Below are 16,308 nucleotides of genomic sequence, written 5' to 3' on the forward strand. Positions count from 1 at the left end.
AATATTTATAACTCGATAGTTTGAACGCGATCTGGTCCTACTGATAAATATTTAATAGGAACCTCTAAAGCTTTTTCCAAATAGTCGATGTAGTTTTTCAATGCAACAGGGATTTCACCTTTTTCACGAATGCCTGTAATGTTCTGATTCCAACCTTCTACTTCCTCTAAAATGGGCTCAGCTTGGTTGGTGATAATTTCATATGGCATATAATCGATCGTCTCACCATTATACTTATAGTGGGTACAAACATAGATTTTTTCAAATGTATCCAACACATCAGCTTTCATCATGATCAACTCTGTAACACCATTCAACATAATGGCATATTTAAGTGCAGGGATATCAATCCATCCTGTACGACGTGCACGTCCTGTTGTAGCACCAAATTCGTGACCTAGCTCTCTTAGTTTTTCACCTGTTTCATTTTCTAGCTCAGTGGGAAAAGGCCCGCCGCCAACGCGTGTCGCATATGCTTTGAAAATTCCATAAACAGCACCTATTTTATTCGGCGCTATGCCTAAACCTGTACAAGCTCCTGCCGTTGTTGTATTGGAAGATGTAACAAAAGGATAAGATCCGAAATCGACATCCAATAATGTTCCTTGCGCTCCTTCTGCCAATACTTTTTTGCCTTCTTTCAAGTAGTTATTCACTAAATGTTCAGCATCTACATGAGGTATTGTTTTGAGAAAATCAATCGCAGCAAGAAAAGCATTTTCTTTTTCTGAAAAATCAGGAACCTCACCATAATGAGAAAGAATTTCCAAATGTTTTGCTTTTAACTTTTCGTAACGTTCTTTAAAGTCAGGCAATGTTGTGTCGCCTACACGTAGTCCGTTTCGACCAGTTTTATCCATATAAGTTGGACCAATTCCCTTTAAAGTCGATCCAATTTTACCAGCGCCCATTTTTGACTCAGAGGCTGCATCAAGTAGTTGATGTGTTGGAAGAATTAGATGTGCCTTACGAGCGAGTACCAAGGTGCCTTTACCAACTGGATCGAATCCTGAAGAACGAAGATTGTCCAACTCTCTTTTTAAAATAATTGGATCAATAACAACACCACTTCCAATAAGGTTTAAAGTACCTTCATTGAAAATCCCTGAGGGGATGGTGTTTAAAACAAATTTTTTATTGTCAAACTCCAATGTATGCCCTGCATTAGGACCACCTTGAAAGCGTGCGATCAAATCATACTTAGGACAAAATACGTCAACGATCTTACCTTTACCTTCATCGCCCCATTGTAGGCCTAGAAGCACATCAACTTGCATAATATTTGATATATTGAGATTTAAAATTAAATGATAGTTTCAATTGTTTCCAAATAACATAAATGTTCAGAAAAAACCGAATAGACCAATTTTTTCTGAACAAAGGTAACACAATAATTGTCGATTACTGCATTAATTTGAAATTACAGGCACTCTACCTTTAACTTCTTTTTTTTCCAAGTCTTTTTTCTGACAATCTTCACAAACACCGTAAAGATTTAGGGAATGGTGCTTAATATCAAATTTTAACAGATCACCCATTAAACTTTGAATTTGATTTATACGAGGGTCGCAAAATTCGACCACTTTGTTACACTCAATACAAATCACATGGTCATGTTGTTTAAATCCATATGATTTTTCAAATTGAGCCATGTTACGACCGAATTGGTGTTTGGTAACCAAGTCACAAGATACTAATAATTCCAATGTATTATATACCGTAGCCCGGCTGACACGGTACTTCTTGTTTTTCATATGAATGTAGAGAGATTCTACATCAAAATGATCAGAACGCGAATAAATCTCCTCTAAGATCGCATAACGTTCCGGAGTTTTTCTTAGATTTTTGTTCTCTAAGTAAGCTTCGAATATTTTTTTTACCGTCTGGTAGTTTTCGGCTTGATTCATAGTTTTATTTAAAATCTCTTACAAATTTACCAATTTCTATTGTAAAAAACGACGTTTTAATAAAGGATGACATTCATTCAATTAATTGTCTGCTTCGTAACGTGTTACGCCAGTTATACCGCTAATGTCCTTTAGATTTCGCATCAGACTTTCCAACTGTTCCGTATTATTTACAAAAACCATAATATTTCCCTCAAAGATACCTTCGTTGCTGGTAATTGACAGTGATCGAATATTGACATTAAACTCTTGCGATATGACATTGGTTATTTTATTTACAAGTCCCACATCATCGATTCCTACAATACGCAATCCAGTTAAGAAAGCCACATTTGCTTGCGAAGAAGCCCATTTTGCCTTCAAAATACGGTAGCCATAGTTCGCCATAAGTTTGGAAGCATTAGGACAGCTTGTTCTATGTATCTTAATCCCGTCATTGACCGTTAGGAAGCCGAATATATCATCTCCAGGGATGGGATTACAACAAGGCGCTAATGTATAATCAACCTGCTGAAAATCATCACCGATTAATATTGTATCGACGTCTTTTTTGTTGATTTTATCAACCAGGCCACTTATGTGTGAACTGAATTGATTGTGGTTTTGCTCCGGTGTTTTTTCATTGGCAGCATATTCCCGAAGGTTTCGGACATCAATAATTCCTTTAGCTACATTATAAAAAAGATCCTGTGAACTAGGGTACTTAAAGTAGTTCGCTATTTTATTAATATTATCGGTATTATAGGTGATTTTTAAAGACTTAAGTTTTCTTTCTAAAATTTCCTTACCATCCTCTGCTACACGTCTTTTCTCTTCTTTTAATGAAGAACGAATTTTAGATTTAGCTTTCGCCGTGACGACAAAGTTTAGCCAGTCTTCTTTTGGCGTTTGCTTGCTAGAGGTTATAATCTCAACCTGATCCCCATTCTGTAGTGGATGACTCAGAGGTACAAGCTTATGATTTACCTTCGCTCCAATACAGGTCGCCCCAATGTCAGAGTGAATTTCAAAGGCGAAGTCAAGGGCTGTAGCTCCATTCGGAAGTTGAACAAGTGTTCCTTTTGGCGTAAAAATAAAGATCTCATCAGAAAAGAGATTCATCTTAAAGTCATCGACAAAATCAAGCGCATTTTGTTCTGGACTACTCAGCATATTCCGTACTTTTTGAATCCATTGATCTAGACCGCTGTCTGAATTAGATTCTTTGTACTTCCAATGTGCTGCAAATCCTTTTTCTGCAATCTCATTCATTCTTTTTGTACGGATCTGCACCTCTACCCATTGGCCGCGGGGCCCCATAACTGTCGTATGCAATGATTCGTAACCATTTCCTTTTGGTGAAGAGACCCAATCACGCAAACGATCAGGATTGGGTCGATAAAGATCTGTGATAATAGAATATACCTTCCAACACTCCGTTTTCTCGCGATCCGTAGTGGTGTCAATGATAACACGTATAGCAAACAAATCATAGACCTCTTCAAATGGAATAGATTTCTTCCTCATCTTATTCCAAATAGAAAAAATAGATTTGGGACGACCAAAAACAGATGCTTTTATTCCCTGCTCTTCTAAAATTTCTTTTACAGGACCAATAAAATCCGCTATAAATTTTTCACGCTCGGCTTTTTTCTCATTAAGCTTTCGTGCAATAAATTTATAGGTATCGGGATCTGTAAACTTCATGGACAGATCCTCTAATTCCGATTTAATAGCATATAATCCCAGACGATGGGCAAGTGGAGCATAAAGATAACTTGTTTCCGAAGCTATCTTCAATTGTTTATGACGGGCCATAAACTCCATTGTACGCATATTATGTAGCCGGTCGGCCAATTTGATCAAAATTACACGTACATCATCCGCTAAGGTCAAGAGCATCTTTCTGAAATTTTCAGCCTGCATCGAACTATTGGGATCAAAAATTCCGGAAATTTTAGTCAATCCATCAATGATCCTCGCTACTTTTTTTCCAAATTGAGTTTCTATATCCTGCAATGTCATGGAGGTATCTTCCACAACATCATGCAGTAGAGCGCACACAATAGAAGTCGTCCCTAAGCCAATTTCTTCTGCAGCAATTTGAGCTACAGCGATCGGATGATAAATATACGGTTCGCCTGATTTTCGACGCATCTCTTTATGGCTTTCCAAGGCCAAATCAAACGCTTTTCGAATTTCTTGCTTATCACCTCGTTGCAACGTCGGTTTACACGCCCGAAGCAACGCCCTATATCGTTTTCTAATCTCCTTGTTTTCTGCTTCAATGTCAATCACATAATCTTCCATAAACACGCTGAAAAAAGTTGCTTTTATATATAATGTTTTGTATTTTTAATGCTGTTTCCTTGAAGGTTGTTAACATATGGAAACATTAGATAAATGTAGTAAATATTTTAAAGATTTAAAAATAGGTTAGTACTTTTCGAAGCGTTCAAATGAAGTTATTTGCGGTAGGCATATTATTATTATCTTTACCTATACTTGGCAAAAGTCAGGTATTACAAGAACCGCATTATGGGGATGGCGAAGGTAAGATGCTACAACATTACTTAACCACACGTTTAGAAACAGGGGAGGTACTTCCGTGGTTTCCTATTGATGATGTTGTGGTTACGGCGCGACGAACTTTTAAAACGGAAGAGGATCGACAACGTTATCTAAGATTAGAACGCAATGTATTACGTGTTCTTCCTTACGCTATTTATGCGCAGAAACGTTATGAACAGCTGGATCGAGAATTGGCTATGGTTTCCTCAAAACGGGATGAACAAAGACTTATCAATGCTTGTGAACAAGAGATTAAAAACAAGTTTAATGCAGAGATTAAAAACCTCAGTATTTCTCAAGGCCAAATATTGATAAAACTAGTACAACGTCAAACAGGAAATACAAGCTATGACCTTGTGAAGGAAATGAAAGGTGGTTTATCTGCATTTTTCTACCAATCCGTAGCTAAGGTTTTTGGTCATAATCTAAAATCAGTATATGACCCTGAGGAGGATTTTGAAATTGAAAATATCATTCGAAGCTACGAACGGATAAGGCCTATAAAAAATCTATATAACTAACCAAAGAAAGGACATGTTATGCAAACGGTTTATGACTTTCATGGCCAGCAGTTCAACGGGGAGAAAAAATCCCTAGAGGATTATGCGGGCAAGGTATTGTTAATTGTCAATACAGCTAGTGCTTGTTTATTTACCAAACAATTTAAATCCTTAGAACAGTTGTATCAAAAATATAAGCATCAAGGATTTGAAGTGTTAGCCTTTCCATCTAATGATTTTTATGGACAGGAACCCATGACAGGCTTTCAACTTGAAACGTTTTGTAGAATAAACCAACAGGTGACCTTTCCGGTATTTAAACGGATACATGTCATTGGAAATTATTGTGACCCATTATACCAATATCTTTCTAATTTGTATCAAAATGGAAAATTTGACGCGAAGCCACGTTGGAACTTTCATAAATACTTAATAGACAAGCAAGGTAAAGTCGCTGATTATTTTTATAGTTTTACCAGCCCTAAATCCAATCGACTTATGACAAAAATCGAACAATTAATTGCAGCACAATAAACGTTTAAACTTTTACCTTTGTCTTGATTTAATTTGAGATAGTTTATGAAGCTGGACTTAATGGTTATTACAGTACATCCTGACGATGCGGAGCTTGGCGCAGGGGGCACTATTGCAAAATACGTAGCAGAAGGAAAAAAAGTTGGTATTGTGGATTTAACCCGTGGCGAATTAGGTACTCGTGGAACTGCCGAAACCAGAAAGTTAGAGGCACAACGAGCTGCTGAAATCTTGGGTGTGCATGTTCGTGAAAATTTAGAGCTCCGTGACGGTTTTTTTCGTAATGACGAGGAAAATCAACTTCCTATTATAAGAATCATTCGTAAATATTGCCCAGAAATTGTCATTACCAACGCTTTGGAAGATCGACATCCTGACCATGGTCGTGCTAGTTCTTTAGTAAATGATTCTCTTTTTCTGAGTGGTTTACGACGTATTGAGACATTTGATAATCAGACAGCTCAAGAGGCGTTTCGTCCTCGGCTTCAATTGCAACTTATACAGGATAAATACATTCGACCTGATATTATTTTGGATATTACGCCCTACTGGGATATTAAAGAACGTTCTATTTTGGCATATACGACCCAATTCAATGCAACAGGTGATGATCATGAACCACAAACTTACATTTCCAATCCAGATTTCATGGAATCAACACGAGGTCGTGCTCTTGAATTCGGACGCAATATTCAAACAAAATATGCCGAAGGATTTACAACTCGTAAATTATTAGGAATTAGAGATATCTTTGAGCTGTTATAACCAATATGCCAATTCACATTAAGAAAATTCATCACATCGCTATTATCTGTAGCGATTACAAACGTTCATTACATTTTTACACCCAGTTGTTGGGATTGACGCTTCTTACTGAAACATATCGATCCCAACGGGATTCCTATAAAGCAGATTTGGCACTAAATGGGCATTATATTATTGAGTTATTTTCTTTTCCTAATCCACCATCTCGACCTTCTTATCCTGAAGCTGCTGGATTAAGGCATTTAGCTTTTGAAGTAGATGATATACAGGCAACCTTTGTATTTCTACAGGAAAATCAAATCGATTGTGAAACTATCCGTATCGATAATTTAACACAAAAAAAATTCTTTTTTATTGCAGATCCCGATGGGCTTCCTATTGAATTCTATCAAAGTAGCTGATATATTCAAAAGCAAAATAAGCCAGCTGTTCACTGTTAAAAACTTAATATCTATTTATATTTTTGTTTTGTAACAAACATTATCTTTTCTTTAATACTAAATATTTTAGTATTAACTTTGTAAAAAGAAGAAAGGACAATGTATGTCATTATCACTTGAGCGAGCATCAGTTGTTTCCAAACTACAACAACATATTTTACAGTGGCAGGGGTTAAAAAAAACTGCTGAACAGCCGTCTAAGCCTATTTTAGGAGGACTTGAAAAAGCTTTTCCGACACAAGTATTTCCCCTCGGAGGAATCCATGAGTTTGTATATCAATCAAATGAAGAACGTGCTTCTACATGCGGCGTAATAGGAGGGATCTTATCCAATATATTGCAGCAAAAAGGTATTTGTTTATGGATAAGCAATAGCATGCAAGTGTTCACGCCAGCTATAAGTTCATTTAATTTTGCTGCAGATCGTATTATCTTTATTTATCTGAAGAAGCAAAAAGATATTCTTTGGGCGTTAGAAGAAAGTTTAAAATGCTCCGCGGTGCAAGCTGTTATTGCAGAAGTTGAACATTTAAACTTTATACAATCTAGACGTCTTCAATTGGCTACTGAGAAAACTGGGGCTACTGGATTTGTACTTCGTTCCACAGCCATTCATCTTGAATCGACAGCTTGTATAGCAAGGTGGCACATAAAACCTATTGCCAGCCTTATTACCAACGAACTACCTGGGGTAGGCATACCACAATGGCAGGTGTATCTAAGTAAAATAAAAAATGGGAACCCTAGTAGATGGGAGCTGCGTTGGAACAAAACACATTTTTTATCTAAACAAGTAGATCCTCAATCTTCCAAAAACGAAAGACAAATTAAACAACAACAAGCTAGTTAGTCATGAAGCGTTTCGCTGTACTCTATTTTCCTTTCTTGTTAACGGACAGGTTTGTCTGTCATAATCCAATCTTCCAAGACAAACCCTTAGCATTTACCTTGCCTCTAAATGGGCGTGTATGTATCACGGCTACAAATGAATTAGCTCAGTTACACGGGATATTTCCTCCTATGGTACTTGCCGATGCCAAAGCAGCTCTTCCGGCACTAGATGTTTTTCCTGATCATCCATTACGGCCTAAACAACTCTTAAAAAAAATAGGATTATGGTTGGTTAAGTTTACTCCTGCAGTAGCTGTTGATGATGTTGATGGTCTTATTCTGGATATTACTGGATGTTCCCATCTTTGGGGAGGAGAAGAAAACTACGTACATAGTATAAAAGAGCAACTACAACATAAAGGGTACAATGTTCGTATAGGAACTGGAAATACCGTAGGTATAGCTTGGGCCGCATCCCGATATACTAAATCCTATACGATAGTAGATCAGAACGAAAAAACAGAGTTGTATGCACTTCCTCCACAAGCTTTGCGATTAGATGCAGTAACGACAGAACGACTGATTAAACTAGGGTTAAGATCAATAGGAAGTTTTATTGATATGCCCATATTTGTTTTGCGAAGACGGTTTGGAGAATCATTAATTATTCGAATTAATCAGTTTTTGGGAAAAACACAAGAGATGCTTACGTTTCTCAGACCTGTGTTACCTTATAGTGAACGTTTGCCCTGTTTAGAGCCCATTTCCACTGTACAGGGTATAGAAATAGCTCTTCAAAAATTATTAGATAAACTATGTTTTCGTTTAGTTAAGGAAGGAAAGGGGTTGCGAAAAGGTCGGCTCACTTGCTATCGCTTGGATGGAAAGACACAATCCGTTGAAATAGGAACAACAATGGCTTCAGCAAGTAGTAAGCATCTTTTTCGTCTTCTACAATTGAAAATTTCACAAATAGAACCCGGATTAGGTATCGAAGTTTTTTTATTGGAGGCTTTATTTGTTGAGGATAATCCGGCCGTACAAGAGCTCTTGTGGAATCCCCAAAACTCACTAGAAAGCACTGAGCTAGGAGAATTACTGGACCGTATAAAAGGAAGGATCCCTGATTGTCATATTAATCGTTACCTCCCTGCAGAACACCATTGGCCAGAACGTGCTATACGACCAGCAGACGCTTTAAACGAGAAAGCAACAATTGCTTGGCCGCAAAATCGACCTCGTCCTATCCGTTTACTTCATCAACCTTGTTTAATTGAAGTAACAGCTCCTATTCCAGATTACCCACCTATGCTCTTTCGTTATCAAGGGAAAGTTCACACCGTACATAGAGCAGATGGCCCAGAAAGAATAGAAAGAGAATGGTGGCTTGAGAAAGGCGAACATCGAGATTATTATTATGTAGAAGATAATGACGGAAAAAGATATTGGATTTTTCGTTTAGGGCATTACGGACAAAACCCTTCACCACGCTGGTTTTTACATGGTTTTTTTGCATAAATAAAATGACTTATATTGAATTACAGGTAACCAGTAATTTCAGTTTTTTACGGGGGGCTTCACACCCAGATGAGTTGGTCAAACAAGCTTCTCTTTTAGGCTATAAAACTATTGCTATAACAGACCGAAATACTTTAGCTGGAATCGTCAGAGCGCATGTAGCAGCGAAAAATTCCCATATCAGACTAATAGTAGGGTGTCGGTTAGATCTTATAGATGCTCCATCTTTATTGGCTTACCCCATGAACAAAACCGGGTATGGTCAACTATGTACTTTGCTTACAAAAGGCAACTTACGGGCAGGAAAAGGGAGTTGTCATCTTTATTTAAAGGATCTCTTTGAAAATCTAAACGATATACTTTTTATTGTTATTCCTCCCGAAAAATTGACACCGGATTTTGAACTGGATAAAGCTTTTGTAAAACAGGTGAATACTTATGTAGATCTGTTTAAAGGCAACCTATATTTAGGCATTTCTAAACTTTACTATGGCGATGATGCCAAGAGGCTGTTTTGCATTGAAAATTTAGGAACGGAACTCAATATTCCTTTGGTGGCCTTGGGGGATATTCATTACCACGAATCTTCTCGCAGAGAACTACAGGATATATTGACTTGTATACGAGATAAATGTAGTATTTACAATGCCGGTTTTCGCTTACATGCAAATGCCGAACGCTACCTCAAACCCATAGATGAAATAGAACGTCTTTTCCGTGGTTATCCCGCTTCATTACAAAATACAATAGCGGTTAGCCAACGCTGTAATTTTTCATTAGATCAGTTGAGATACGTTTATCCTGAAGAACTTACACAGGAAGGTCGTACAGCACAGGAAGAATTGGAATTTTTGGTATGGGAAGGTGCAAATGAACGATTCAATAATGACATTGCAAATCAATATCGAAAATCTATTCAACTTGAACTTGATTTTATAAATAGAAAGAACTATGCGTCTTATTTTTTAACAGTACATGATTATGTACGTTTTGCTAGAAAACGAAATATATTGTGTCAGGGTAGAGGATCGGCAGCCAATTCTATCATCTGCTACTGCTTGGGCATTACTTCTGTAAATCCTGCAGACATTAACTTATTATTTGCTCGATTTATGTCTGACGCCCGTGACGAACCGCCAGACATCGATGTCGACTTTGAACATGAAAGGCGTGAAGAAGTTATACAATATATATATGAAAAATATGGACGGGACCGGGCTGCGATAGTAGCGACCGTAACTCAAGAACGAGCAAAAGGGGCTTTAAGGGATGTGGGAAAAGCTATGGGGTTATCCATGGATGCCTTGAGTAGACTCTCTCAGACTATTAGTTCACATTGGGATAACGAATTAGAACTAGAGCGCTTTATGGAGCAAGGATTTAATCTAGATGATCCTCATTTTCGTAAAATTTTAGAATTGAGCGAACAATTAATTGGGTTCCCACGACAACTTGGACAACATACAGGTGGCTTTGTAATAACACAAGGTAAGATACATGAGTTGTGTCCTATAATTCCCGCCAGAATGGAAGGACGCACCAATCTAGAGTGGAATAAAGATGATTTAGAAGCACTGGGCTTTTTAAAAGTTGACGTTTTAGCATTAGGTATGTTGACTTGTATTCGCAAAGCATTTGATTTGGTTAAAAAACATTATGGTGTAGAGCTAACTTTAAATAATATAGCGACTGACGATGCGAAAGTGTATGACATGATTAGTTTAGCGGATACATTAGGCGTTTTTCAAATTGAGAGCCGCGCACAGATGTCTATGCTTCCTCGTTTAAAACCTACATGTTATTATGATTTAGTCATTGAAGTCGCTATTGTTCGTCCTGGGCCTATTCAGGGAGATATGGTACACCCTTATTTGCGACGTCGAAATGGAGAAGAAAATATCAGTTATCCTTCTGATGAAATCAAGGGGATATTAGATCGGACAAAAGGTGTTCCTTTATTTCAGGAGCAGGCTATGGAAATAGCCATCGTTGCAGCAGGTTTTACGGCAGCGGAAGCTGATTCTTTACGGCGGAGTATGGCGACATTTAAATCAAAAGGAGAAGTCCGTGTATTCCGTGAGAAAATGGTAGAGGGTATGGTTGCTAAAAATTATGATAGAGAATTTGCAGAACGAGTATTTCGCCAGCTAGAAGGCTTTGGTAGTTATGGATTCCCTGAAAGTCATGCAGCTTCATTTGCATTGTTGGTTTACATTTCCAGTTTTATCAAATGCTACTACCCAGAGATTTTTGCAGCAGCTTTGCTCAATAGTCAGCCCATGGGATTTTATCAACCAGCACAAATTGTTATTGATGCACAAAGGCACGGGGTGAATGTGCTACCTCCAGATATTAATTACTCGTACTGGGATAATAGTCTTGAAGGAGATTTCGGATCATCTACTGCACTACGTTTGGGGTTTAGGCAAGTGAAAGGATTAAAAGAGGAAGATATTCAAGTATTAGTCGCATTAAGGAAGAATAGCTCGCTATCTATCAATAAACTTAGTCAGGTACTTCCTCTTTCCATATTAGAAAGATTGGCTGATGCGGATGCTTATCGGTCCATAGGTTTAGATCGTCGTCAAGCCCTATGGGAACTAATTGCAATAAGAGAGGCTCCAGCAACATTGTTTCATACTCAGACAAGCATCACTCAAGTAGACGAACAAGATATAACTTTGCCTCTTTTGAAAATGAGCGAACATGTTGTTCAAGATTATGCATCGACAGGCTTATCAACGAAAGCACATCCTGTTTCCTTTTTCAGAGAAAAACTGGATGCCTTACAAGCCATCACTACAGAAAAGCTACATACAATCAAACAAGGGCTACTTGTTAGAATATGCGGCTTAATTACTGTTCGCCAGCGCCCAGGAACAGCCAAGGGCGTTTTGTTTCTTACAATAGAAGATGAAACAGGCTTTGCAAATCTGGTCGTCTGGCAAAATGTTTTCAAAAAATACAGGAGAGAGATTTTACAGTCCAAATTAATCATGGCCACTGGTCAAATACAAAAGGAGGGAAAAGTTATACATATTATTGTCCAAGATTGTTTCAACCTTAACAGCTGGCTTTCAGAATTAGAAACAACAGATACAGCATATACACAGCGTGTTTTTTATAAAGGACGAAACTTCAAATAAAAAAAATTGTCTGTATAATAAAAACTCCTGAAGTGGGGAACTTCAGGAGTTTATCAAACCAATTATTAACCTAAATTATGAAATTATGAATTCTTATATTCTTTATAAACTAAACGAAAAGTCTTCCCCGTTCGTATGCTGACCTTATTCCTTTAACGTTTTTTAACAAAAAAACCAATCAATCTGTATGAAACAGATGATCGGTTTGTGGAAATTTACGGCGATCTCTTAAAGAATTTCAGCTATAAAATTTCCCGTTTGGTTGATTAGGTCTCTTTTAGCGATGATTTCCTTCAAGTTAATTTCACCAATCACATACTTGAAGTCCGCTCCATAGAATCTTTCTGATATATTTTGAAAAGTGATCTGCTTCAGTATTTCCTCATCTTCATAGCGAAGATAAACCTTGAGTACATAATCTGTGTTATACTTTAGCTGATCGGCTTCTAAATGTTTTTTATATTCATATCTATATCCATATCGTAATGCTGTGATGTCAGATAAAACCGCCGAACCTGTGGGGTGTCCGCCAGCGCCTTTTCCATAGAAAAATTGTTCGTCTGCAAATGCAGCTTTAACTAACACCCCATTGTTTTCATTTTCAACATTGTACAAGATATTGTCGCGTCCGACAAACTTAGGAAGAACATATAATACAACCTGATTGTTATTTATCTCTTTGGCTAGCGGTAAAAGTTTTATTTTAAAACCTTTCTCTTTTGCAAATTGAATATCTTGATCGCCTAATTTATCAATACCTAAGTTTAAGATACTTTCAGGATCTACATAGATACCATAGGCATGTGATGCCACGATAGCTAATTTATATTTGGGATCGTATCCGCCAACGTCCAAAATAGGATCTGTTTCGGCAAACCCAAGTTCTTGAGCTTTTTGGAGTGCCTCACTATAACGTTGTCCCTCATTGAAAATCTTAGATAAAATATAATTTGAAGAACCATTAAAGATCCCGCTAACGGAGTGTAACAATTCATTATCATAGTATTCTTCTAAATTCCGAATAATCGGAATACTACCACAAACAGCTCCTTCATACAATAATGAAGTGCCATGCTTTATCTGTATCTCTGCTAATTCTTCAAGATGAGAAGCTATCATTTTCTTGTTGGCTGAAACCACATTTTTTCCAGACTCAAGTGCTCGTTTAGTGAAGATATAGGCTGCATCAGCATCATCTATCAACTCTACTACCGTATTAATCTCTTCGTCGGCAAGAATTGCTTCTGGATCTGTTGTAAACAGTTCCGCGGGTAATTTCCGTTCTTTATGTGCATTCTTGATAACAAATTTTTTAATCTCTAAATTTAATTTTTTTGTTTTAATAATATCATACAGGCCCTGTCCAACGACACCAAAGCCAAACATGCCTATAATTAATTTTTTACTCATCTTTATTTGTCCTAACTATATATTGTGTATATTATAATCTACTAATTTTTTAAGCAGTCAAGTAAACCGTTTTCTTGTTTTCATTACAGCATAAAAATCGCCAATAACCCTGGAAAGAGTAGGGGGATCGACTAAAAAAACATCATACCCATAGCGGGATTCGATTGCATAATAAGTTGCATCGGGAATAGACCAGCGAGGTGCATCAATTACGATAAGGTTGTTGATGTCCATTGTACCTGTTGCGGTCCATTCTAATACTTGTCGCCCTTCAAAAGAGCCGCCGATTAATACGTTAATAACAGCAATGTCAAGCTTATTGGCCGGCTGTTGATTTACGGCAACAATATCGCGAATTGTGAAGAAAGGAAAAGTATAGTGATAAGGATTTCCTGTATTCGGATCGGCACTTAAAGGGGGTGTAGCGACAAAATGGTCATTGATATTAAAAAGCTCTTCTGAACCAAACAAACCAGGCCACCTGTCAAAAATATCAGAATTAGCTGTTAATGCATGACAACCCCCTATCACGTTATTCTTTTCTGTATTCAAGTTTCCACATGTACGGTAAGCAATCGTCAATTTTTCGATCTTTTCACCACTCTCTAATCTAAAAGTTTGTGTCGACTTAAATACATTTTCTTCATGCATTAACAACTTACTACTACTCATTACTTCTCTCTCAAAAAAGCTTATTTAATTTTGTCAAAAGCTTCTTGTAGATCATCTTTAATATCATCTACATGTTCAATGCCTACAGAAAGACGTAGTTGTCCAGGATAAACTCCCGCACTACGTTGTTCTTCTGCAGATAACTGCTGATGTGTGGTTGCGGCAGGATGGATAATTAATGTCTTGGCATCTCCAACATTTGCCAAGTGGCTAATTAACGACAAGGAATCAATAAATTCATTGGCTTTAATAGCATCCCCCTTGATCGTAAATGATAATACAGAGCCGTAGCCATTTTTTAGATATTTCTGTGCATTTTGGTGGTAAGGATGGCTTTTCAGTCCTAAATAATTTACTTTCTCTACTTGCGGATGAGCTTCTAGCCATTGCGCAATTTCAAACGCATTGTCTACATGACGTTGTACACGTAGGGAAAGCGTTTCTAATCCTTGTGCAAGAAGAAAGGAATTGAAAGGTGATAATGCTGGTCCAAAATCCCGCAATCCCTCTACGCGAGCCCGAATAGCAAATTGGATATTTCCAAAGGGGCCATTGGCACCAAAAACGTCAGAGAATACTAATCCATGATATCCTTCTGAAGGCTCAGAAAATTGTTTGAACTTACCATTTCCCCAGTTATAATTTCCCCCATCTATTATTACACCTCCAATACTTGTACCATGACCGCCGATCCATTTGGTAGCGGATTCAACAACGACGTTTGCACCATGCTCCAAAGGTTTGAATAAATAACCTCCTGCTCCAAATGTATTATCTACAATCAGTGGAAGATCATATTTCTTAGCAACAGTGGCAATCTTCTCAAAATCAGGAACATTATAACTCGGATTGCCTATTGTTTCTATATAAATAGCTTTCGTTTTATCATCAATCAATTTTTCAATATTCTCAGCATCACTCTCTGCGGCGAAACGAGCTTCGATTCCCAGTCGCTTAAATGCTACTTTAAATTGATTATAAGTTCCACCATATAGATTTGCGCCCGATACAAAATTATCGCCACTTTCTAAGATGTTGTTTAATGCGATAAACTGTGCGGCTTGTCCCGATGCGACTGCCAACGCCGCTACGCCCCCTTCTAACGCTGCAATTCTTTTCTCAAAAGCATCTGTCGTCGGGTTCATAATACGTGTGTAGATATTTCCGAATTGCTTTAATGCAAACAAATTGGCTCCATGCTCAGCATTTTCAAAAACATAAGATGAAGTTTGGTAGATAGGTAGGGCACGCGCTCCAGTGGTAGGATCAGCTTCTTGTCCAGCGTGTATTTGTAATGTTTCGAATTTCAGGTTTTTATTTGATGACATCGTATTTTAAATTAATAGTAAACAAATGTAAGACTCCCTTCAGTCATAAGTTTGGTCGTTCTGGGAAATGATATATAAAAAAGGGTAGGAGATTATCTCAAATATAGTATCATGAACGACTAGCGCATTCGTATTCCAAGCAGAGTGGAACGAGTAACCTTTGTTGTAGTCGAGAATAGTGTATATGTATATTTCTGTTTAATTGCTATCATGTTTATTTTAATTTATATGCTCCAAAGCCTTACAAACTTGGACAGGAATTGGCACCTTTTCAATCGTTATTGAAGGTTGCCAGTGGGTCATAGAGCCAGTCTCTCGCCACTTCTTTATAAATCAAAACCTAGCTTACGGAAGGATTTGATTAGTGTGTCTCACGAAGAAGTACACAGCAAATATAGTTCTTTTAGAATATAAACCAAATATTTTATGTGTTTTCCATAAACAAAAAAAGTCTTATCAAATTTTGATAAGACTTTTTAGTGGTGCCAGCTGGATTCGAACCAGCGACACAAGGATTTTCAGTCCTTTGCTCTACCGACTGAGCTATGGCACCTTTAAGTTTTTGTTTTTAATCTGTTACTTTCAGATTTTTGGTGGTGCCAGCTGGATTCGAACCAGCGACACAAGGATTTTCAGTCCTTTGCTCTACCGACTGAGCTATGGCACCTTTAAGTTTTTGTTTTTAATCTGTTACTTTCAGATTTTTT

The 16,308-nt window shown here is 37.5% G+C and carries 13 protein-coding genes, 2 tRNA genes and 1 riboswitch; of the genes, 7 read left to right on the top strand and 8 right to left on the bottom strand.

Annotation, left to right across the window (positions count from 1 at the left end; translation table 11 throughout):
- Nucleotides 1–5: 5 nt before the first annotated feature.
- From ACSZOX_RS08890 to ACSZOX_RS08900, 3 genes are all read right to left on the bottom strand, one after another.
- Nucleotides 6–1,277, bottom strand: a complete 1,272-nt coding sequence (locus ACSZOX_RS08890) for an adenylosuccinate synthase (protein WP_437919530.1) — start codon at nucleotides 1,275–1,277, stop codon at nucleotides 6–8.
- Nucleotides 1,278–1,409: 132 nt separating this feature from the next.
- Nucleotides 1,410–1,907: a Fur family transcriptional regulator gene (locus ACSZOX_RS08895; RefSeq protein WP_437919531.1), complete on the bottom strand. Its 498-nt coding sequence runs from the start codon at nucleotides 1,905–1,907 to the stop codon at nucleotides 1,410–1,412.
- An 81-nt stretch (nucleotides 1,908–1,988) separates the two neighbouring features.
- The gene (locus ACSZOX_RS08900) at nucleotides 1,989–4,196 is read right to left on the bottom strand and encodes a RelA/SpoT family protein (RefSeq protein WP_437919532.1); all 2,208 of its coding nucleotides are present in this window, start codon (nucleotides 4,194–4,196) and stop codon (nucleotides 1,989–1,991) included.
- 149 nt (nucleotides 4,197–4,345) lie between these two features.
- Here ACSZOX_RS08900 and ACSZOX_RS08905 point away from each other — a divergent pair, with 149 nt between their 5' ends.
- The 7 genes from ACSZOX_RS08905 (at nucleotide 4,346) to ACSZOX_RS08935 (ending at nucleotide 12,191) form a co-directional block, all read left to right on the top strand.
- Nucleotides 4,346–4,978: a DUF4294 domain-containing protein gene (locus ACSZOX_RS08905; protein WP_437919534.1), complete on the top strand. Its 633-nt coding sequence runs from the start codon at nucleotides 4,346–4,348 to the stop codon at nucleotides 4,976–4,978.
- Nucleotides 4,979–4,996: 18 nt separating this feature from the next.
- On the top strand, nucleotides 4,997–5,491 hold the full coding sequence (locus ACSZOX_RS08910; RefSeq protein WP_437919535.1) for a glutathione peroxidase: 495 nt from the start codon (nucleotides 4,997–4,999) through the stop codon (nucleotides 5,489–5,491).
- 45 nt (nucleotides 5,492–5,536) lie between these two features.
- Nucleotides 5,537–6,256 (top strand): bacillithiol biosynthesis deacetylase BshB1, encoded by a 720-nt coding sequence (gene bshB1 / locus ACSZOX_RS08915; protein WP_437919536.1) that lies wholly within the window; start codon nucleotides 5,537–5,539, stop codon nucleotides 6,254–6,256.
- 5 nt (nucleotides 6,257–6,261) lie between these two features.
- Nucleotides 6,262–6,657, top strand: coding sequence for an SMU1112c/YaeR family gloxylase I-like metalloprotein (gene gloA2, locus ACSZOX_RS08920; protein WP_437919537.1), 396 nt, complete (start codon nucleotides 6,262–6,264; stop codon nucleotides 6,655–6,657).
- 142 nt (nucleotides 6,658–6,799) lie between these two features.
- Nucleotides 6,800–7,546 carry an ImuA family protein gene (locus ACSZOX_RS08925; RefSeq protein WP_437919538.1) on the top strand — a complete coding sequence of 249 codons (747 nt, stop codon included), beginning with the start codon at nucleotides 6,800–6,802 and terminating at the stop codon, nucleotides 7,544–7,546.
- A gap of 2 nt (nucleotides 7,547–7,548) precedes the next feature.
- Nucleotides 7,549–9,045, top strand: coding sequence for a Y-family DNA polymerase (locus tag ACSZOX_RS08930; RefSeq protein WP_437919539.1), 1,497 nt, complete (start codon nucleotides 7,549–7,551; stop codon nucleotides 9,043–9,045).
- A 5-nt stretch (nucleotides 9,046–9,050) separates the two neighbouring features.
- Entirely contained in the window at nucleotides 9,051–12,191 is a 3,141-nt protein-coding gene (locus ACSZOX_RS08935) for an error-prone DNA polymerase (protein WP_437919540.1), read from the top strand.
- 228 nt (nucleotides 12,192–12,419) lie between these two features.
- Here the strand turns inward: ACSZOX_RS08935 and ACSZOX_RS08940 are convergent, their stop codons facing one another.
- From ACSZOX_RS08940 to ACSZOX_RS08960, 5 genes are all read right to left on the bottom strand, one after another.
- Nucleotides 12,420–13,601, bottom strand: coding sequence for a homoserine dehydrogenase (locus ACSZOX_RS08940; RefSeq protein WP_437919541.1), 1,182 nt, complete (start codon nucleotides 13,599–13,601; stop codon nucleotides 12,420–12,422).
- Between the two features lie 57 nt (nucleotides 13,602–13,658).
- Nucleotides 13,659–14,273, bottom strand: coding sequence for a hypothetical protein (locus ACSZOX_RS08945; RefSeq protein WP_437919542.1), 615 nt, complete (start codon nucleotides 14,271–14,273; stop codon nucleotides 13,659–13,661).
- 20 nt (nucleotides 14,274–14,293) lie between these two features.
- Nucleotides 14,294–15,601, bottom strand: coding sequence for an O-acetylhomoserine aminocarboxypropyltransferase/cysteine synthase family protein (locus ACSZOX_RS08950; RefSeq protein WP_437919543.1), 1,308 nt, complete (start codon nucleotides 15,599–15,601; stop codon nucleotides 14,294–14,296).
- Between the two features lie 221 nt (nucleotides 15,602–15,822).
- A riboswitch (SAM riboswitch) is annotated at nucleotides 15,823–15,936 on the bottom strand.
- Between the two features lie 145 nt (nucleotides 15,937–16,081).
- A tRNA-Phe gene (locus ACSZOX_RS08955) sits at nucleotides 16,082–16,154 on the bottom strand.
- 38 nt (nucleotides 16,155–16,192) lie between these two features.
- Nucleotides 16,193–16,268: transfer RNA gene (locus ACSZOX_RS08960), tRNA-Phe, on the bottom strand.
- Nucleotides 16,269–16,308: the final 40 nt, after the last annotated feature.

This window comes from Sphingobacterium sp. LRF_L2 (assembly GCF_965644235.1).
Taxonomy (GTDB): Bacteria; Bacteroidota; Bacteroidia; order Sphingobacteriales; family Sphingobacteriaceae; genus Sphingobacterium.